General features: G+C 62.6%; 14 protein-coding genes and 1 pseudogene. 10 read left to right on the top strand and 5 right to left on the bottom strand.

Annotation, left to right across the window (positions count from 1 at the left end):
- The first annotated feature begins 8 nt into the window (after positions 1-8).
- The 5 genes from P9220_RS24795 to P9220_RS24815 all read left to right on the top strand — a co-directional run bounded on the left by P9220_RS24795 (position 9) and on the right by P9220_RS24815 (position 5,261).
- Positions 9-995, top strand: coding sequence for an acetamidase/formamidase family protein (locus tag P9220_RS24795; protein ID WP_014252311.1), 987 nt, complete (start codon positions 9-11; stop codon positions 993-995).
- Between the two features lie 81 nt (positions 996-1,076).
- Positions 1,077-2,231, top strand: a complete 1,155-nt coding sequence (locus tag P9220_RS24800) for a transporter substrate-binding domain-containing protein (RefSeq protein WP_309768497.1) — start codon at positions 1,077-1,079, stop codon at positions 2,229-2,231.
- Between the two features lies 1 nt (position 2,232).
- The gene (locus P9220_RS24805) at positions 2,233-2,883 is read left to right on the top strand and encodes an ANTAR domain-containing protein (RefSeq protein ID WP_309768498.1); all 651 of its coding nucleotides are present in this window, start codon (positions 2,233-2,235) and stop codon (positions 2,881-2,883) included.
- Positions 2,884-2,925: 42 nt separating this feature from the next.
- The gene (locus tag P9220_RS24810; protein ID WP_309768499.1) at positions 2,926-3,690 is read left to right on the top strand and encodes an SDR family NAD(P)-dependent oxidoreductase; all 765 of its coding nucleotides are present in this window, start codon (positions 2,926-2,928) and stop codon (positions 3,688-3,690) included.
- 29 nt (positions 3,691-3,719) lie between these two features.
- Entirely contained in the window at positions 3,720-5,261 is a 1,542-nt protein-coding gene (locus P9220_RS24815) for an amidase (RefSeq protein WP_309768500.1), read from the top strand.
- A 115-nt stretch (positions 5,262-5,376) separates the two neighbouring features.
- Here the strand turns inward: P9220_RS24815 and P9220_RS24820 are convergent, their stop codons facing one another.
- Positions 5,377-10,242: an NAD-glutamate dehydrogenase gene (locus P9220_RS24820; protein ID WP_309768501.1), complete on the bottom strand. Its 4,866-nt coding sequence runs from the start codon at positions 10,240-10,242 to the stop codon at positions 5,377-5,379.
- Positions 10,243-10,685: 443 nt separating this feature from the next.
- On the opposite strand from P9220_RS24820, the gene P9220_RS24825 reads away from it, so the two are divergent.
- The gene (locus tag P9220_RS24825) at positions 10,686-10,913 is read left to right on the top strand and encodes a hypothetical protein (RefSeq protein ID WP_309768502.1); all 228 of its coding nucleotides are present in this window, start codon (positions 10,686-10,688) and stop codon (positions 10,911-10,913) included.
- Between the two features lie 236 nt (positions 10,914-11,149).
- Here the strand turns inward: P9220_RS24825 and P9220_RS24830 are convergent, their stop codons facing one another.
- Together P9220_RS24830 and P9220_RS24835 are read right to left on the bottom strand one after the other, a co-directional pair.
- Complete coding sequence (locus P9220_RS24830; protein WP_309768503.1) at positions 11,150-11,557, bottom strand: Hsp20/alpha crystallin family protein; 408 nt, start codon at positions 11,555-11,557, stop codon at positions 11,150-11,152.
- A 17-nt stretch (positions 11,558-11,574) separates the two neighbouring features.
- The gene (locus P9220_RS24835; RefSeq protein WP_309768504.1) at positions 11,575-12,018 is read right to left on the bottom strand and encodes an Hsp20/alpha crystallin family protein; all 444 of its coding nucleotides are present in this window, start codon (positions 12,016-12,018) and stop codon (positions 11,575-11,577) included.
- 249 nt (positions 12,019-12,267) lie between these two features.
- Between P9220_RS24835 and P9220_RS24840 the strand changes: the two genes are divergently transcribed.
- From P9220_RS24840 to flhC, 3 genes are all read left to right on the top strand, one after another.
- Entirely contained in the window at positions 12,268-12,651 is a 384-nt protein-coding gene (locus tag P9220_RS24840; protein WP_309768505.1) for a hypothetical protein, read from the top strand.
- Between the two features lie 574 nt (positions 12,652-13,225).
- On the top strand, positions 13,226-13,522 hold the full coding sequence (locus tag P9220_RS24845; RefSeq protein ID WP_309768506.1) for a flagellar transcriptional regulator FlhD: 297 nt from the start codon (positions 13,226-13,228) through the stop codon (positions 13,520-13,522).
- Between the two features lie 2 nt (positions 13,523-13,524).
- Positions 13,525-14,109: a flagellar transcriptional regulator FlhC gene (flhC, locus tag P9220_RS24850; protein WP_309768507.1), complete on the top strand. Its 585-nt coding sequence runs from the start codon at positions 13,525-13,527 to the stop codon at positions 14,107-14,109.
- 529 nt (positions 14,110-14,638) lie between these two features.
- Here the strand turns inward: flhC and P9220_RS24855 are convergent.
- The gene (locus tag P9220_RS24855; RefSeq protein WP_309768508.1) at positions 14,639-15,979 is read right to left on the bottom strand and encodes an MFS transporter; all 1,341 of its coding nucleotides are present in this window, start codon (positions 15,977-15,979) and stop codon (positions 14,639-14,641) included.
- A 125-nt stretch (positions 15,980-16,104) separates the two neighbouring features.
- Positions 16,105-17,064 carry an MBL fold metallo-hydrolase gene (locus tag P9220_RS24860; RefSeq protein WP_309768509.1) on the bottom strand — a complete coding sequence of 320 codons (960 nt, stop codon included), beginning with the start codon at positions 17,062-17,064 and terminating at the stop codon, positions 16,105-16,107.
- A 174-nt stretch (positions 17,065-17,238) separates the two neighbouring features.
- On the opposite strand from P9220_RS24860, the pseudogene P9220_RS27115 reads away from it, so the two are divergent.
- Positions 17,239-18,868 (top strand): annotated as a pseudogene (locus P9220_RS27115) (IclR family transcriptional regulator).
- Positions 18,869-18,929 lie beyond the last annotated feature (61 nt).

The following is an 18,929-nucleotide window of genomic DNA, read 5'->3' on the forward strand; positions in this document are numbered from 1 at the left end:
AGCGAAACATGAAATGGCTTGAGGACTCGATCATGATGAAGCGTGGCGTCGGCGCTGATCGTGAACCGGTGGAACACCACCTGACCGAGGAGATGCAAAAGACCTATCACTACACCATCGGGCCGTACTCGCAGCCGGTGCTGCACGTGAAGCCCGGCGATCGCGTCGTGGTCGAAACACGCGATGCGTTCGAAGGCAAGATCAAGGAGGAGACGGACAAGCCGTCCGAAGTGCTGCAGGTGCCGTTCCTCAATCCGCAGAACGGGCCGATCATGATCGAAGGCGCGGAAAAGGGCGATGTGGTCGCCGTGTACATCGAAAAGATGGCGCCGCGCGGTGACGATCCCCACGGCTTCTGCTGCATGATCCCGAACTTCGGCGGACTGACCGGCACGGACTACACCGCGTTGCTGAACGAGCCGCTTCCGGAAGTGGTGCGCAAGATAAAGATCGACGAAGAGAACGTGTACTGGAGCAAGCGCAACACGCTGCCGTACAAGCCGCATATCGGCACGCTGAGTCTTTCGCCCGAGATCGATTCGATCAACTCGCTCACGCCCGACAATCACGGCGGCAACATGGACGTGCCCGACATGGGGCCCGGCAGCATCACGTATCTGCCGGTGCGCTCGCCGGGCGGACGGCTTTTCATCGGCGATGCCCACGCCTGTCAGGGCGACGGCGAAGTCTGCGGCACGGCGGTCGAATATCAGAGCACGACGACCGTACGCGTCGACCTCATCAAGAAGTGGCAGATCGACTGGCCGCGCCTCGAGAACGAGGATGCGCTGATGAGCATCGGCAGCGCCCGGCCGCTGGAAGACGCGACGCGCATCGCCTATCGCGAACTCGTGCTCTGGATGGCCGCGGAGTACGGTTTCGACAAGTGGGACGCGTACATGATGCTGAGCCAGGTCGGCAAGGTTCGACTCGGCAATTTTGTCGATCCAAAATACACGGTGGGCGCGATGGTCGCCAAGCACTATTTGAAGTAACGGGTCAGGCCGAAGCATCCCAGGCAGTAGCTGCAACGCGCGGAGCGTCCGTTCCGCGCGCATTCCAGAGCGTGTGACGAAATGGCTTTGTCCGATCCCATCCGAGTGGGCCTGCTGTGCTCGACGAGCGGCTCGACCGCGTTGCTCGAGCAGTCTCAATGGCGCGGTGCGCGCCTCGCCGTCGAAGAGATCAATGCGCGCGGCGGCATTGGCGGGCGCGAACTCGTCGCCCTTCACTACGATCCCGCGTCCGACCCGGCTGCGTTCCGCGAACTCGCGGAGCGGCTGATCGTCAAGGACGGCGTCAACACCATCTTCGGCGGCTACACGTCGACCAGCCGCAAGGCGATGTTGCCCGTCGTCGAAAAGCACAACCGGCTTCTGATCTACGCGCAGATGTACGAGGGTTTCGAGTACTCGGACAACATCATCTACAGCGGGGCGTCGCCGAATCAGAACGGCGTGCAACTCGCGGACTTCATGACCGAGACTTTCGGCGCGCGCGTGTACTTCGTCGGTTCGAGTTACGTCTATCCGTACGAATGCAACCGCACCATGCAGGAGCTGCTGCTACAGCATCCGGAAGGCGCGATTCTCGGCGAACGCTATCTGTCGCTCGACGCCACGCGCGAGCAGTTCGAACAGGTCGTCGCGGACATCCGCCGCAAGTCGCCTGACTGGATTTTCAGCACGGTCATCGGTGCGACGGTGCCTTATCTTTACGATGCCTACGCGCACGCGGACTTCGATCCGTCGCGCATGCCGATCGGCAGCCTCAATACATCGGAGACCGAAATTCACGCGATGCAGCCCGGCATCGCGGCAGGGCACTACACGGCGGCGCCTTATTTTCAGAGCGTCGACACGGAAGAGAATCGCCGCGCGGTGGCGCATCACCAGTCGCGCTACGGCTCCGACACCCCGACGGACGTGAACTGGGAAGCCGCGTACTATCAGATGCACATGTTCGCGGAAGCGTGCGCGCGGGCAGGGTCCGACGAGATCGACGTCATCATGCCGCATCTGCTCGGCTCGGAATATGCCGCGCCGCAGGGCAGGGTACGCATCGATCCGGTCAATCATCACATGGCGCTCTTTCCGCGCATCGGCCGCGCCAATGCCGACGGCCAGTTCACCATCCTGCGCGAATCGAAGTTCGCTGTCGGCCCCGATCCATACATGACGCATCAGACGCTCGGGGACTGGGTCACGAAGTTGAGCACGCGAGAGTACTGACGTGAGCGCGCGAATGGACAGAAGCCAGCGAAGCCTGACCGGTTCGATTCTCGAGCGCAATGCGCGCGTCGTCGTGTTTCATCCGGACGACGATGACGGGCTGACGCTTACGAACCATCTCCGGCGCATGGGTTTTCAGGTCGAGCGGTGCTGGCCGCCCACGGACACGCTGCCCGAGAAGACGGATCTGGTGTTTCGCGCGTTGCTCCCGGAAGAGCGCGCGCCGAAAGGCGAGTGGGGCGGGCCGGATGCGCCGCCTGTCATCTGCGTGGTGGCGTATGAGAATCCGACCTTCATCGATCAGGCGATCAAGATGGGATCGGACGGCATCGTCACGACGCCGATCCGTGCCTCCGGCCTGCTGTCCACCGTCGTGATCGCGCTGCATCACGCGAAGCGCGCGCGTCAGTATGCGCAACGGATCGCGAAGCTCGAACAGAAACTGCTCGACAGCCGGCATCTGCAGGAAGCCAAGAACATCTTGATGACCATGCATCGCGTGAGCGAACGCGAGGCTTACGACATGCTGCGCGCGCAGGCGATGGAAAAGCGCGTGACCATCGACGACATCTGCCATTCCGTCATTCAGGCGGGGGAAGTACTGCAGATTGCGCGCGGCATGGCGTCGGAGGACGGGCGCGAGCGGGAATGAGCGCCGTCGTAGCGTCATTTCATCGACAAAGGAGCGACGAAGATGGACCTGCAACTGAAGGGCTTGAAAGCGATCGTGACCGGCGGAACCAAAGGCATCGGTCTCGCGATCGCACGCACGCTTGCTTCCGAGGGCGCTGAAGTCGCTATCTGCGCACGTGATCAGGCGAGCGTCGAAGCGACTGCGAATGCGCTGACCGAACTGAGCGGCGCGCGCGCGTCGGGGGCGGCCGTCGATGTCTCGGATGGCGACGCGCTGAAGGCGTGGGTCGGGCGCGTCGGTTCGGAGTGGGGCGGGCTGGACATCGTCGTGGCCAACGTGAGCGCGCTTGCCATCGGCAACGACATCGAATCGTGGCGCAAGGAGTTCGAAACCGATCTGCTCGGCACCGTCAATCTCGTGGATGCCGCCATGCCCTATCTCACGGCGAGCCAGGCGGCATCGATCGTCGCCATCTCGAGCGTGTCGGGCCGCGAGATCGACTTCGCGGCCGGGCCATATGGCGTCTTCAAGGCCGCGCTCGTGCATTACATGCAGGGGCTCGCGAATCAACTGGCGTCGAAGGGAATTCGCGCGAACACGGTATCGCCGGGCAACGTGTACTTCGAAGGCGGCGTGTGGGACTGGATCGAGCACAACGATCCGGCGCTTTTCGAACGGGCGCTGGCGCTGAACCCGACCGGCCGCATGGCCAGGCCGCAGGAGATCGCCAATGCGGTCGCATTCGTCGCGAGTCCGGCGGCGAGCTTCGTGAGCGGCGCGAACATCGTCGTCGACGGTGCGCTCACGCGCGGCGTTCAGCTCTGAAGAACGAATCAACTCAACGGGGGCATCGAATGGATACACGCAGTGCGATCGACATCGATCTCGGCAATCTCACGGTCGAGGCCGTGCAGGAAGGCTTCCGGAGCGGCAGTTTCACGGCGGAACAACTGGCGCGCGCCTGCTTCGACCGGATCGAGCGCTATAACGGCGCTTACAACGCGCTGATCTTTCTGAATCCGGCGGCAATCGACGATGCCCGCAGGATCGACGAACGGCGCGCTGCCGGCGAAGCGCTGGGGCCGCTCGCGGGCGTGCCTGTCGTCATCAAGGACCCGATGGACATGGTCGGCTTTCCGACCACGGCGGGATGGTCGAAGCTCTACAGCAAGACGGGCGGCATCGATCTGATGCCCGAGCGCGATGCGCCGGTCGTCGCGCGCATGCGGCGCGCGGGCGCGATCCTGCTCGGCAAGACGAACGTTCCGATCCTGAGCCACACGGGCTCTCATGCGAACGATAGCTGGGCCGGCCCCACCATCAATGTCGCGAAGCCCGACCGCGTGCCGGGCGGCAGCAGCGCGGGAACGGCGTCGGCGGTGGCGTCGGGCATGGCGGTGCTCGGGCTCGCCGAAGAGACCGGCGGATCGATACAGAACCCCGCATCGGCGCAAGACCTCGTGGGCATCAAGCCGACTATCGGGCTCGTGCCGAATGCGGGCGTCGTGCCGTTGTCCAGCAATCGCGATGTAGTCGGGCCGATCGCCCGCAACGTGCGGGATGCCGCACTCTGTCTCGACGTGCTCGCCGGCTACACGGGCGAAGATCCGAAAACGCTCGCGAGCATCGGCCGGCAACCGGATGGCGGCTATGCGGCCGCGCTGGACCGCAACGCGCTGCGGGGCAAACGCATCGGTCTGTACGGTCCCGGATGGCGCACGCAGCCGCTTTCCGACGAAGCCGCGAGGCTGTATGAGCGCGTGAAGGGTGAGTTGGTATCGCTCGGCGCGACGCTGATCGACGATCCGTTCCAGGGCTCGGGCTTCGCCGAATTGCGCAAGCCGACTGCGCCGCTTCACAATTTCGATGCGCGCGGTCTCGAGTCCATTCCCTACGACTTGCAGAAATACCTGGAGCGGCTCGGCAAGAGCGCCGCTATCAAGAGCTTCGCGGAATTCGCGGAGGCCACGCGGGACGAAGACCCGTTCGCACCGGACGGCGTGCTGAAATACATGCACAGCCTCGCGGATTTCAAGGCCGCACTCGCCAATCCGTCGCTGCCGCCCGAGATGCCCGAATTCGTCGAACTGAAGGCGCGCTATTTGCGCATCTTCGACAAAGTGTTCGACGAGCAAAGACTCGACGCCCTCGTCTTCCCACAAATGCGATGCGAGCTTCCGCCGCTGCACGGGACCGACATCATTCAGGAGACGACGGTGGGGGAGATCAACATCGCGGGTCTGCCGGGCATCGCCGTGCCGGCGGGGTATTACGAGTCGGGTGCGCCGTTCGGGCTTATCTTCGTAGGTCGCCAGTGGGATGAAGCGGCGCTGCTAGGGCTCGCCTTCGCGTATGAACAGGGCGCGGGCAGGCGAAAGGCGCCGGTGCTCGGATGATGCTCCTTGCGTTAGGAATCCGGCGCTCCTGAATTCGTCGAAGCGAGACGGCTCCGGGACAGCCTGCGCGGAAAACGGGCGACAGCGACGGCGCGCGCCGCTGTCGCTGAGCAGCCTAGGCGCGTTCCAGCACCGCCATCTCGCGCACCACGACGAGCAGCATCGAAAGACTCGCGACGCCGCTTGCACGCAGTTCCGCGAGCAGGCGCGTATAGCGATCCAGCGCATCCTGCCGCCGGGCGCGCCAGGTTTCGACGATCACGTCGGCCGCATCGATGCCCCGCGATTCTTCCAGCGCGCTCACCGTCAACGCGCGCTTGAGACGCGCGAATTCTTCGAGCGCCGCCGCACGCGCCAGCAGATCCCAGTGCGTCGAGATCGGCAGCGCCATTGCGCGTTCGGCTATGCCCCGATAGTCGAGCAGCGTGCCGATGCCGAAGTACACGCTCGCGACAAGTTCGAGACTGCGCTCGGAGCACGCCGCGACTTCCGCACTGTCGAGCACCGCCGTTGCAATCTCGCCGCTTGCAACGCGCGCCGCGATGCTGCTTTCGACGCCCGCTTCCTCCAGTTCACGCCGAAGCCCGTACCAGGCGTCCAGTTGCGCGGCAGGCAGCAGCGCCGGCAGTTGCGGCATGAGCCGCTGCGCCGCCTCGCGGCAACGCGCGAGCAGGCCCCTCACTTCGTCCGCACTGGCGCCGTTGCGCTTGACTTGCCGCAGAAACCACAGCGACGTTTGATCGAGCAGGCGCACGACATCGACGAACATGCGGGCCTGCACTTCGTCCGCGACGATATTGTCCAGCGCGTCGATAGAGCGCCACAGGTCGTCGAGATCGAAGACATCGCGCGACAGCAGCGCGGCGCGCACGATATCGCTCGGGCGCGCATCGGTTTCCTCCATCAGCCGATGCACGAACGTGCAGCCCACGCGATTCACCAGCGCATTGGTCAAATGCGTCGCGAGAATCTCGCGCCTGAGCGGATGCCGCTGCATCGCTTCGCCGTAGCGCTGCTGCAGGGGCTTCGGGAAGTAATCGGGCAGCATGCCGGCGACGAGCGCATCTTCCGGCACATCGGATTCCAGCAGTTCGTCGTAGAGCCACATCTTTCCGTAGGCGAGCAGCACCGCGCGTTCCGGCGATGTCAGCCCGGACTTCGCCGCCGCGCGCTCAGCGATGTCATCGTCGTTCGGCAAGAACTCGATGCGCCGCTTGAGCCGCCCCGCGCGTTCCAGATAGCGCATCATGCGCGCTTCCGCATCGAGCGTTTCGGCGACATGGCGCTTCGCAATGGAAAGCGCCTGCGTCTGCGCGTAGTTGTCCTTCAGCACCAACAGTCCGACTTCATCGGTCATCTCGGCGAGCAATGCATTGCGTTGCTTCCCGGTCATCTCGCCGTCCGCGACCACGAGGCCGAGCAGAATCTTGATGTTGACCTCGTGATCCGAACAGTCGACGCCCGCCGAGTTATCGATCGCATCCGTGTTGATGCGCCCGCCGTGCTGCGCGAACTCGATGCGCCCCAGTTGAGTCAGGCCGAGATTGCCGCCTTCCGCGACGACCTTCACGCGCAGTTCCGCGCCGTTGACGCGCACGCCGTCGTTCGTACGATCGCCGACCTGCTGATGCGTCTCCGCGCTCGACTTCACATACGTGCCGACGCCGCCGTTGTAGAGCAGGTCCGCTTGCGCGAGCAGGATCGCGCGAATCAACTCGTTCGGCGTCAGCACGGATGCGGCGATGCCCAGCGCCGTCTGCACCTGGGGCGACACCGGAATGGATTTCGCGGTGCGCGGATACACGCCGCCGCCGGCCGAAACCAGCGAGGCGTCGTAGTCGGCCCAACTGGAGCGCGGCAGCGCGAACAGGCGCGCGCGTTCCTCATAGCTCGTTGCCGCATCGGGCGTCGGATCGAGGAATACATGCCGATGATCGAACGCCGCGATCAATCGGATATGGCGCGACAGCAGCATGCCATTGCCGAACACGTCGCCGGACATGTCCCCGATGCCAACCACGGTGAAGTCGGTGGTCTGCGTATCGAAGTTCATCTCGCGGAAATGGCGCTTCACCGATTCCCACGCCCCGCGCGCTGTGATGCCCATTCTCTTGTGGTCGTAGCCCACCGACCCGCCGGACGCGAAGGCATCGTCGAGCCAGAAGCCGTATTCGTGCGCGATGGCGTTCGCATAGTCGGAGAACGTGGCCGTGCCTTTGTCCGCGGCGACCACGAGATACGGATCGTCGGCATCGTGGCGCACCACGTCGGGCGGCGGCACGATGCCATCGGGCGTGCGATTGTCCGTCACGTCGAGCAGGCCGCGCAGGAACATCTGATAGCACGCGACGCCTTCGGCGAGAAACGCCTCGCGGTCCGTGAGGGGCGGCGGGTTCTTCACGACGAAGCCGCCTTTCGATCCCACCGGCACGATCACCGTGTTCTTCACCATCTGCGCTTTCATGAGGCCGAGCACTTCGGTGCGGAAATCCTCGCGACGGTCCGACCAGCGCAGTCCGCCGCGCGCCACGCGTCCGCCGCGCAAATGCACGCCTTCCACGCGAGGCGCGTAGACCCAGATTTCGAACATCGGCCTGGGTTCGGGCAGGCCCGGCACTTTCGACGGATCGAGCTTGAACGACACGTAAGGACGCGGCTCGCCGTTCGCATCGCAATGAAAGTGATTCGTACGCACGGTCGCCGTGATGACGCCGAGGAACTGGCGCAGGATGCGGTCCTCGTCGAGATTCGGCACCTGGTCGAGCGCCGCCTCGATATCCGCGAGCACGGACTCGGCGGCCTTCTCACGATCCTCGGCAGTCCCGCCGCGCGAAGGATCGAAGCGAACCATGAACAGTTGCAGCAGTTTTCTCGCGATCAGCGGATTACCGATCAGCGCGCGTTCGATATACGCGTCGCTGAACGTCGAGCCGACCTGACGCAGATACTTCGCATAGGCGCGCAGGATGGTCACGTCGCGCGAGCCGAATTCGGCGCGCAGCACGAGCCGGTTGAAGTCGTCGTTCTCGATCTCGCCCGACCACGCGCTGGCGAAGGCGTTTTCGAAGAGCGGCTTCACGCGGTCGATATCGAACTCGACCTCGTCCTGCAATTCGAGCCCGAAGTCGTGAATCCAGGCGTTCGGCGCGCCGGTCGGCTCGATCAGATACGGACGCTCCTCATCGACGCGCACGCCCAGATGTTCCAGCATCGGCAGGCTGTGCGACAGCGCGATCGGATCGCCCGCGCGATACACCTTGAAGCGGAACGCGCGCCGCCCGGCTTCGATCGGGCGATACAGACTCATCGACAAGCCGCCCGGCTGCGTATGCGCGGCCTCGATCAATTCGATGTCGCGCACCGCCGTGCGCGCCGGATAATCCTCGCGATAACCGGCCGGGAAGGAATCCGCGTAGCGTTGCAGCAGCCGGTTGCCTGCTTCCTCGCCGTGACTGTCGATCAGCGCATCGGCGAGATCGTCCTGCCAGCGGCGCGCCACCTGCACGACGCGCGTTTCGAGTTCGCGCGTATCGACTTCCGGCATCGTGCCGCGATCCGCGCGCACGACGATATGAATGCGCGCCAGCGGCGACTCGGAGAGCAGCGGCGTGAACTCGATGCTCTTGCCGTTGAACGCCTCCAGCAGCACTTTGCTGATGCGCCGGCGCAGGTCCGTGTTGAACTTGTCGCGCGGCACGAACACGAGACAGGACACGAAGCGGTCGAAGCGGTCGCGCCTAACGAACAGGCGCGTGCGCTGATGCTCCTGCAGACGCAGCACGCCGAGCGCGATCTCGAAGAGCACGTCTTCGTCCGCCTGAAAGAGTTCGTCGCGCGGATATTGCTCCAGCACCGTGATGAGCGACTTCGCCAGGTGGCCTTTTTCTAGGAAGCCCGCGCGCCGCACGATGTTCGCGCACTTGCGCCGCACGATCGGGATTTCGGAGGTCGGCACGAGATACGCGGTCGACGTGTATAGCCCGAGGAAACGCCGCTCGCCTGTCACCTTCCCGTCCGGCGACGTGCGCTTCACGCCGACATAGTCGAGATAGCCCGGCCGATGCACCGTTGCACGGGAGTTGGCCTTGGTCAGGAAAAGCGGTGCCGCGCTTTCGATGATCGACGCCGCACCCGGAGGCAGCGGCGTCAGGTCGCCGGGCGTCGTCTCACGCAGATTCTCGCGCAGGATGCCCGTTCCCGAACCGGGGACGCCCCGCAGCGCGAAGCCGCCGTCGTGTTCGACGAGATCGTAATCACGGCTGCCCAGAAAGGTGAAATGGTCCGCGACCATCCATTCGAGGAACGCGCGAGATTCGACGCCGTCGGGGGTGGTGTCGCGCGTCTTGAGTTCGCCGATCGCGGCGCGGGCGGCGTCGATCACCTTCGGCCAGTCCTCGACCGCCGCGCGTACATCGCCCAGCACGCGCGCGATGTTGTCGCGCACTTCGTCGAGGCGTTCCGCGTCGCTGCAACGATCGACTTCGAAATGGATGAACGATTCGAGTTCGGAGTTGCCATCGCCCGCTTCGGCGTGGGCTTGCCCGATCCGCTCGATCTCGCCCGCATGCGTGCCCTTGCTCGAACGCCACACGCGGAATACCGGATGAATCGCTGAATGAAGCGCGAGGCCCAGGCGATTCAGTTCCATCGTCACGGAATCGACGAGAAACGGCATGTCGTCGTTGACGATTTCCACCACCGTGTGATCCGAATGCCAGCCGTGCTGCTCGAGATTCGGGTTATAGACGCGCAGCACTTCACGCCCGCGCACGAACTTCTGCGCCGTCTGCCAGTGCGCCATGGCCGCGCCGTAGAGATCGGCGACATCACGGCTCGCTATGTCCTCGACATCGACCTGTTCGTAGTAATAGCGCAGCAGCGGCTCGATGACGTGGAAGGCCGGCTCGGGCAATCGCCCTCGTGCGAAATCCAGAAGATCATTGATGAGGGGTTCGACGCGCGCTTCGTTCCTGACAAGCATGATGTCCTCCCGAGGCTTGGCGCTTCAATGGGCTGCTTCCTTCGAGTGCATGCCGATTATGCGCCGCGCGGCGCGTTTGGCCTTGTTCCGGCCATGTGCGCTTGCACAACGCGAGGCCGAGTCACGGGAGCGCGGCTTATGGGAGTCGTTGCAGGCGAGGGAGTTGACTCGCTCCAAGTTATACGACAGTGGGGCGCATCTGCTTGGGGTCGTTCTAATGTGCTCAACTGTCCTGGCACGGGCGCGAGTTGCCAAACCTCTGATTTAAGGACCTGCTTCGTAACTGTAAGGAAAATTAAAAGTACTGCATAGACGAAAACTGGATCGGTAATATCACACGTCGTTTCGATCCTTGTCAGAACATAGTGAAAAAGAGGAGCGAACCGTTCACCGTATCGCGGCATCCAGGTGCCGATGCAAAACAGAATCTGAGAGAGATACCAATGATCATCTATCACGGCGGAGCGGCGTTCGAGCCGAACGTCACGCGTAACGGAAATGCTTTCGTAGCCACAGCGTCGATTCTCGAAGAAGACGGCCATTCGACTTCGCTCGGGAAATGGGGCTTTTTCGCGAACGAAGACTGCGCGATGCACTTCGCGATTCGATCGGCGACTGCCTTCATCGAAGGCGATGAATTGCCGGTGCCGCCCATCAGGCTGTCGGCTTAAAACGGCGCATTAATCAGTCGCGCTCGTCAGGCGCTGATGCTGTGATGCACGTACGGTAGCTCGCATGGCGTCATCTTGCGCCGGCTTGTGCCACGATAAGCGGTCGGACACTGCTACTCGCTCCTCACTGCGCGTCGCTAGCTCCTGTTTGAGTCTAAAACGCCGGACGGCACGCTTGCGGTCGTGGACGCAGCGCCGCGCTGCGCCGCGTCCACCTCATGCCGTGCGGCTCGTTCTCAGCTTGCAGTGACCTCGATGCGCCGCGGTTTGGCTTCCTCGCGACGAGGCAGGGTCAAACGAAGCACGCCGTCTTTTAACGACGCATCGATCCTCGACAGATCGAAGTCGTCGCTCACCGTGAAGCTCCGCGAGAAGCGCGGCGCCCGCACATCGGCATGAATCAGCCGCAGGTTGGGCGGCACGGGCACGACGGACTCGGCGTCGATCGTCAGGCGTCCGTCCTGAACTTTCACGTCCAGCCGGTCTTTCGAAACCCCGGGCAAGTCAGCCCAAAGGGTGACCGAGTGCGCGTCTTCGATGATGTCCACAGCCGGCATCCGGGGATCGCGCCGGCGCTGATCATTCGACTCTTGCGGAGCCACTGCGCTTTGCCCGCGCTCTGTAACTCGTGTCGTATCGCTCATGACATCACCTCATTCGCTCATGACTGGACGGTGATCGCGCGCGGCTTGGAAACCTCGCGCTTGCTCACGGAAATCAGCAAACAACCGTCGACGTACCGGGCCTGCACCTTGTCGGGATCGGCCTGCTGCGGCAGTTCGATGGCCCGTCGGAAGGAGCCGCTAAAGCGCTCGTGAGCGTATTCGCGCGTGCCTTCGGGCAACGCGCCATCGCGCGTCACGCGCTGGCCGGCGATGATGAGCAGACCCTTGTCGACTGACACGTCGAGCTTCGCCGGATCGAGACCGGGCGCAAACGCGACGATCTCGATCGTGTCGTCGGTCGAACCGATGTTGATTTGCGGGAATGCGTCGAAGCGGCCTGAACGCAGGCTGCTCGGAAGGCCGTCGAACAGACTCGACATCTGCCTTTGCAATCTCTCCAGCTCGGTAAAGAGATTGGCCCCAGTGAAAGCGTCATTCATCTTTGCTCTCCTCTGGCGGCAAGAGGGAAGCTGTTTTTTGCGCTCCAGCTTAGCTGCCCCGATGCCGCGGACAAAGTAAGTTGAAACACGCAGCGCGCACTCGTCGCGTCTGCCTTTCTACCGCCTAATATAAAAAAACTTTCTAAAAATTCAAGGGGCCGTCTAGCCATTCGACCGGCCATTTATCCACTTGAAAATCGCTTGCCCGACCATACAGTCCCCCGCGACTTTGCTCTCAGGAGACAACTCGTGGAATTCGATACGGACTGGATTACCCTCGGAAAGCATCGCATCAAGCTGCGCTCGACGAAGGGCTTCCCTAGCGAAATCATGCACCGGGTCGCTGAAGTCACGCGTCTCGCGGTCGATCACAACATGAGCGCGCGGGCGCGCATCGTCGAGATCGTGTTTCGGCAGGAGAAGGCCTACGACGTCACGATTGGAACCACCATGGCCGATGATCGCGTGTGCGCGCCGCAGCTCGAAGCGGCGATCGCGACCGTGATGGGCCTCTTGCCGGATCAGGTGAACCTCTTCGTCGAGGCGGTCACGCAAGAGGAGGTGGACCTTCACTTCGGCGTCTACGAGCGAATGCTCGCGGAAAAGCTCGGTACCGTGCCGCCGCTGCAGTGACGGGCGGCTGGGCGAGGCGAGGGATGAAACCGGTCGCTCCTCGCGCGGCGATGAACGCGATCTTTGCCTGCCGGGTCAGGCCATCGTCGTATCGGCTCGTCTTGAAGCGTTAGCCTGGACACCGGCTGTACAACAGCCGCAGCGTGGCGGCCCGGACGCCGTTTGTCACGTGCGCGCGCCGTCGTCCATCGTTCGCGCACGCTCCCAATTTGCCCCGGAGAAAGTAAGGCTGTCGTATTTATGCGTCGGTCGCTAATACCGATTCAGTAATCCTTGCTTCTTTTTGCGTCAGAAGTCGCGCCGTCGTTACGTATTGCTTTCCTGCCGACATCGGCTATAGGCGAGTAAAAGAGGGCGCAAAAACCCGGTATTACCGTCTATCTTCTTTGGAAAATGCGCCGTAAAAGAAAGAAGACTCTTCTCTCGTCAACGATTGCGCACGCTCGTTCAGACCATAGCAAACGTTGCGCGCTGTAACTAAATGTTGCAAAACGCTGTGCTTAGTCAGACAATTCATTCGCGCCTTGACTGACAGCGCGATGAGCAAGTCGAACTTACTTACTGGTCTGCCGCCATGAACGCCACCTCCGATCTGAGTGCTATCCGCGAATTGAACATGTCGTACTTGATGCTCGCACAGCGCGTTCTCGCGTCGGACCGGGAGGCGGCGCAGTCGCATCTCGGCCTCTCGGCGGAAATGGCGGACGCACTGTTGAAGCTGTCGCCTGGTCAGGCCGAGAAGCTGGCGTCGTCGTCGCAAGTGCTCTGCTTCTTTCGCATGAGCACCGATGCGATGCTGGCTGGCCTCGCCGGTCGCAGCAACGAGGCGCGCGCAACGGCTCCTTCTAACGACGTCCTGCTGGCGGCCTGACCATGACTACGATCACCGCGTCCAAAAGTCTCGCCGACGAAGCCGCCCAGGTCATGCGCGCGATTACGCTCATCAAGCTGGGCGCTCGCATGCAAGTGCTGGAGTCCGAGTTCCCGAAGCTTTCGCGCGAGCGACTGATTCGCCTGTACCGGGAAGTGAAGGGCGCATCGCCGCCCAAGGGCATGCTGCCGTTTTCGGAGGACTGGTATCTGACCTGGGCGCCGAACATTCATACGTCGATGTTCGCCAACGTCTACGCGTTCCTCGAGGAAAACAGCGAAGGACTGGATCGGGTCGATCTGCTGACGCGTGCCTATGCGCTGTATGCCGAGCACTTCGAGATGAACGGGGAGCCGTTGCAGATGGACCTGACTCGCGCCTGGACGTTTATCCGCTTCAAGGACGCTGGCCTGCTGCGTCTTGCAGGCTGCACGCGCTGTCGCGGCAAGTTCGTCGCTCACGCGCACGAGCCGTCGCACTCGATGGTGTGCGGCATCTGCCAGCCACCGTCGCGCGCCGGCAAGACGAAGGCGGCAGCGAAAGCCGCGCTCGAGCGTAGCGCGGCAATGCAGGCACAGGCGGCCTGAGGGGTTATTTGCGGCGTGCGGCGCGCCAGACGGCTGATCTGGCGTTCGCACAGTCTAAGTCGCTCAGCCGCGCGCACCATCGTCAGCCGATGCTCGCAGACCGCCTCGATCACTTTAATGCGTTCGAGTTCGTGCATGCTTGCCGTGATCAGTCCACGCTGTCCAAGATTGAGCCCTCGATGACGCATCGAGCCAGCATGCGCCCGAGGGCGGAAATCGGACATTTCTAATGAGCCCAAATCGGACATTACTAAAAAGGCGTGACAAGTAAAACCGACGCTAAATTGCGTTATGTCAACTTGGCTTTCGAAAGCAGCAGACGCCGTCCCACGCTTCGATACATGGGACGCTCAAAGCCGAAAAAACGCGCTACATCCGGCTCCGGCCTTCAGCCCACCGGTGATCAAACCCCTGCCCGAAGCGCCGATCAGCGGTGACGATATGCTCGTCGTCGTGTAAGCCCTTGCAGCGCGCGCCATCTACGATGTTCCAACTCTGCGGCAAACGAAGCACCAAATCCGATACGTCTTTACTGCGTGCTCCTCGCGTCCTTTTTCACACCCGCCATCAGCGCGAAGCCGCTCAGCACGAGCAGTGCGGCAAGCAGATGCACCGCCAGATCCATGCTCCCTGTGCTCGTGCGAATTTGCCCAATCACCCAGGGACTGACGATGCCGCTCGTGATGCCGATGCTGCTGATCAGTGCGATGCCTGCCGCGGCTTCATTGCCTGACAGGTGGCTCGGCGGTACCGCCCAGAAGATCGGCAACGCGGCGAAGATCAGCACCGCCGCCGTGGAAAGGATCGCCAGCATCGCCGGAAGACTGCTCAGGTGCAGCGTCAGCGCTGCCAGCGCAATGCCGCCGCCGATGGTGCAGAAGGCGAAGTGCTTGCGGCGCTCGCGTAGCCGATCCGAGCGCCGCGCGATGAGAATGAGGCCGACCGCGCCGATCGCATTCGGGATGACCGTATATAGACTGACCTGCACCACGTCCGTGATGCCGAAATCGCGGATCATCAGCGGCATCCAGAAGTTGAGCGTCAGTGACGCACACGTCAGCGCGAAATAGATAAACGCGAAGAGATAAACCCGCGGATTCAGCAGCGCAGCCGCGAAGCTGCGCGTGTCGTGTCGATGTGAGCTTGCCTTCGCCCCGCCCTGCTCCTGCGCACACAGTGTCATGATGCGCGTGCGTTCCTCATTGGTGAGCCAGGGCGCGTCCTTCGGTCTGTCGACCAGGTAAAACAACGCGACGAACGCGAGCAGAACGGCCGGCGCGCCCTCGATGGCGAACATCCATTGCCAGCCGAAGAGGCCCATCACACCGCTCATATCGCGCATGATCCAGCCGGATATCAACCCGCCGAGGACGCCGGCGACCGCCACGCCGGCGAAAAACACCGACATCACCCCGGCGCGGCGGCTGGCGGGAAACCAGTACGTGAGGTACAGCACGATGCCCGGGAAGAAGCCCGCCTCGAAGACGCCGAGCAGGAAACGCAGTACGTAGAAGTGCGCAGGCTTCGACACGAACATCATGCCGACCGAGGCGATCCCCCACAGCAACATGATTCGCGTGAAAGTATTTCGTGCTCCGAATTTCGCCAGCAGCATATTGCTTGGCACTTCGCACAGCACATAGCCGACGTAAAAGACCGCAGCGCCAAGCCCGTACATCGCATCGCTGAAACCCAGGTCGTGCTTCATCTGCAATTGCGCGAAGCCGATATTGATGCGGTCGAGAAACGATACGACGTAACAAAGGAAGAGGAAGGGAATGATGCGCCAGGCGACCTTGGCGAATAACTGATGATCGTCCACCGCCGCCTCGAAGGCGCTCGAGGATTCGATGTTGAGGGATTTGTGCATAGTCTCTCTCCACGACGGCCGATGTGCGTTCAGCGCATCGTTTCTTCCGGGGCGTCTCGTGCGCCCTTGTCGAGTGGCATGAAAAAAGGCCCCAGACACGGGACCTTCGGCGCCGGGCTATTGAATCAGTCCTGAAGCGCGGCCCACATTTCCTTGTCGCGCTGCGCCGTCCAGATGCGCGGATGCTTGATGCCGCTTGCCTCGTCATAGGCACGCGAAACGTCGAACGGCAAGCAGTGTTCGTAGATGAACACATGGCCGAACTTCGGGTCCATCGACTTGCGCGTGAGCGCCATCGAACCCTTCAGATCGAGGTTTTTTGCGACTGCGTCGCGGCCCGCTTGCAGCAGCGTCGTGACAAAGTCCTTCGTGTAGTCGAGACCCTTGTTGACTTCGGCGGGCGACAGCAGCGCCGGTCCACGGCCGGGAACAAGCTTCTCAGCGTTCAATGCGCGCAGTGCTTCGAGCGTTGCAGGCCATTCTTCAAGTTGGGCATCGCCGCAATAACAGGCAGCGTCGTATTCCACGAGATCGCCCGAGAACAGCACTTTCTGCGACGGCAGCCAGACAACCGTATCGCCTTTAGTGTGCCCCGCGCCCAGATGCGCGATCTTCACTTCGAGCTTGCCGAGCCACAGCGTGATTTCCTTCTCGAACACGAGCGTCGGCCACGTGAGACCCGGCACCGTCTCGACGCCCGCGAAGAGACGCGGAAAGCGCTCGATCTCCGACTTCATGTCCTGCTCGCCACGCTCGACGATCATTTCATACGTGCCGCGGCTCGCAATGACCTGCTGCGCGCCTTCCTCGAAATACGCCGATGCGCCCAGCACGCGCACTGCATGATAGTGCGAGAGCACGACGTACTTGATCGGCTTGTCGGTGACGCTGCGGATCTTCGCGATCAGGTCTTGCGCCATCGCGGGCGTCGCGGTTGTATCGACGATCAGCACGCCGTCATCGCCGATGATGACGCCCGAGTTCGGATCGCCTTCCGCCGTGTACGCGTAGGCGTTTTCGGAAAGCTGCGTGAACGTGATCTTCTTCTCTTCCAGGTCGGCCTGCGAAGCAAATGCTTTTGCCATGTCTGTCTCCGTGGATCGGCAGGGGATGACCAATAGTCGCGCCACGTGTCAAGTTTGTCAATGGCAAACAGACTTGCTATATTTAAACCAAGGGAAAACCCCGCGCTTGGGCGGCAATGCGCCAATGCGCTAGCATCGAACACTCGGACGTGACACACAAAGCGAGTCGGACAATTGAAAGAAGCGGCAGAGAAGTCACAGCGCGGCATTCAGAGCGTGGAAGTCGCCGGTCGCATCCTGCAAGCACTGGCGAAGCGGCGCACCGCGGCTCCACTGAGCGAACTCGCCAGCGCGGCGGCGCTTTCTACGGCGCAAGCGCACACCTACCTGGTCAGCCTGACCAGGCTGGGCCTCGTCAAACGAGATGCGTTGACCGGATATTACGAACCGGGGCCCCTCTCCCTGCGTCTCGGGCTTATTTTTGTCGAGCAACAACAGGCCTACCGTGTTGCCGCGCCGTACGCGGCGAGTCTTGCCGAGAAGCTCGGATTCAGCGTTGCAGTATGCGTTGCCGGTGCACAGGGGCCGATGATCGTGCGGTACGAGCGAGGCGCCTACCCGCTGCATGTCAACCTGCACATCGGGACGGTCATGTCGCTCAGCACAACATCGACCGGCCGGGTTTTCAGTGCTTTTCTAAGGCCGGACCGGTTCGCTGCAATGATGGAAAGTCAGGGAATCGCGCGGCTCAACCTCGGCTTCGACGATGCGGAATCGAGCGACAGCGCAAAGACCGAGAGTCTCGACAAAGTACGCAAGCGCGGCATGGCCCGCAGCGTCGATTCGCCGAGTCCGGGCATCAGCAGTCTGAGCGTCCCGGTGTTCGACGCCGATGGAAGCATGCAGCTCGCGCTGACCGTGATCGGTCCGTCCGGGGCGATGGACGTCGCCTGGAACGGGCAGATAGCCACTGAGCTTCAAGACGCATCCCGACGCATCACCGACTACTTGACCGAAAGCGCATCGATCCATGCGGACTGAATTCACAACCGGCACGAATGACGTCGCTAGCGCGGACATCAAAGCGCAACGCGGTATCAACGCACTCGACAGCACCGGCGAACTCTTGATGGCAATTGCGACGGCCAGCCAGCCCTTGAATTTGCGCGATCTGGCGGCCGCGGCCGGCATGCCGCCGGCCAAAGCCTTTCCGCATCTGGTGAGCTTGCAGAAGATCGGCCTCGTTTCGCGCAACGATGACGGCTCCTTCACGGCGGGGCCGCTCGGCTTCGAACTCGGACTGATCGCGCTGCAACGCATGTCTCCCACGCGTGATGCGGAACCGGAGATTGCGTCGCTCGCGGTGACGACGCAGATGACCGTCGCCGCCGCCACGCTTGGGCCTCTCGGACCGACGATCATCCGCCTGGAGGAATCCGTGCGGCCACAACACATCAGCCTGCGAGTCGGCACGGTCATGTCGCTGCTACATACGGCGATCGGACGTGTCTTCGCCGCCCATCTGCCGGAGGACGTGCTGGGGCGTTTGCTCGTGCAAGAGCCTATAAGACTGGCGGGCGTCGAGACGAAGCCCGCGCTGTCGCGGGCCTGTCGCGAGCGACTCAAGCGTATTCGCATCGAAGGGATCGATGAAGCATTCGATGCCCCCGTGCCCGGCATCGGCACCTTCGCCGCGCCGGTGCTGGATCACACGGGAAGCGTTCCGCTCGTCATTGCGGTCATCGGATCGTCGGCCAGTTTCGACCGCGACCCGCATGGACCTGTCGGCCACGCGCTCCTTGCGGCCGCCCAGCGCCTGTCATGGCGTTTCGGCTCGCTCGGCAAGGCAGTGGCGGGAACCTGACTCAAGCATCGGCGTCCGGCAGCGTGGCGGGGTCGGCCGCGAAGAACGCCGGGTGCGTCGC

Source organism: Caballeronia sp. LZ016 (assembly GCF_031450805.1).
In the GTDB taxonomy this organism is placed as follows: domain Bacteria; phylum Pseudomonadota; class Gammaproteobacteria; order Burkholderiales; family Burkholderiaceae; genus Caballeronia.

What these genes read in the sequence shown, in the direction of transcription:
- P9220_RS24830 (WP_309768503.1), bottom strand. Translation starts at nt 11,557, where the DNA reads ATGAGCGATACGACACGAGTTACAGAGCGCGGGCAAAGCGCAGTGGCT.
- P9220_RS24810 (WP_309768499.1), top strand. Translation starts at nt 2,926, where the DNA reads ATGGACCTGCAACTGAAGGGCTTGAAAGCGATCGTGACCGGCGGAACC.
- P9220_RS24820 (WP_309768501.1), bottom strand. Translation starts at nt 10,242, where the DNA reads ATGCTTGTCAGGAACGAAGCGCGCGTCGAACCCCTCATCAATGATCTT.
- P9220_RS24845 (WP_309768506.1), top strand. Translation starts at nt 13,226, where the DNA reads ATGAACGCCACCTCCGATCTGAGTGCTATCCGCGAATTGAACATGTCG.
- P9220_RS24815 (WP_309768500.1), top strand. Translation starts at nt 3,720, where the DNA reads ATGGATACACGCAGTGCGATCGACATCGATCTCGGCAATCTCACGGTC.
- flhC (WP_309768507.1), top strand. Translation starts at nt 13,525, where the DNA reads ATGACTACGATCACCGCGTCCAAAAGTCTCGCCGACGAAGCCGCCCAG.
- P9220_RS24800 (WP_309768497.1), top strand. Translation starts at nt 1,077, where the DNA reads ATGGCTTTGTCCGATCCCATCCGAGTGGGCCTGCTGTGCTCGACGAGC.
- P9220_RS24855 (WP_309768508.1), bottom strand. Translation starts at nt 15,979, where the DNA reads ATGCACAAATCCCTCAACATCGAATCCTCGAGCGCCTTCGAGGCGGCG.
- P9220_RS24835 (WP_309768504.1), bottom strand. Translation starts at nt 12,018, where the DNA reads ATGAATGACGCTTTCACTGGGGCCAATCTCTTTACCGAGCTGGAGAGA.
- P9220_RS24825 (WP_309768502.1), top strand. Translation starts at nt 10,686, where the DNA reads ATGATCATCTATCACGGCGGAGCGGCGTTCGAGCCGAACGTCACGCGT.
- P9220_RS24860 (WP_309768509.1), bottom strand. Translation starts at nt 17,064, where the DNA reads ATGGCAAAAGCATTTGCTTCGCAGGCCGACCTGGAAGAGAAGAAGATC.
- P9220_RS24795 (WP_014252311.1), top strand. Translation starts at nt 9, where the DNA reads ATGAAATGGCTTGAGGACTCGATCATGATGAAGCGTGGCGTCGGCGCT.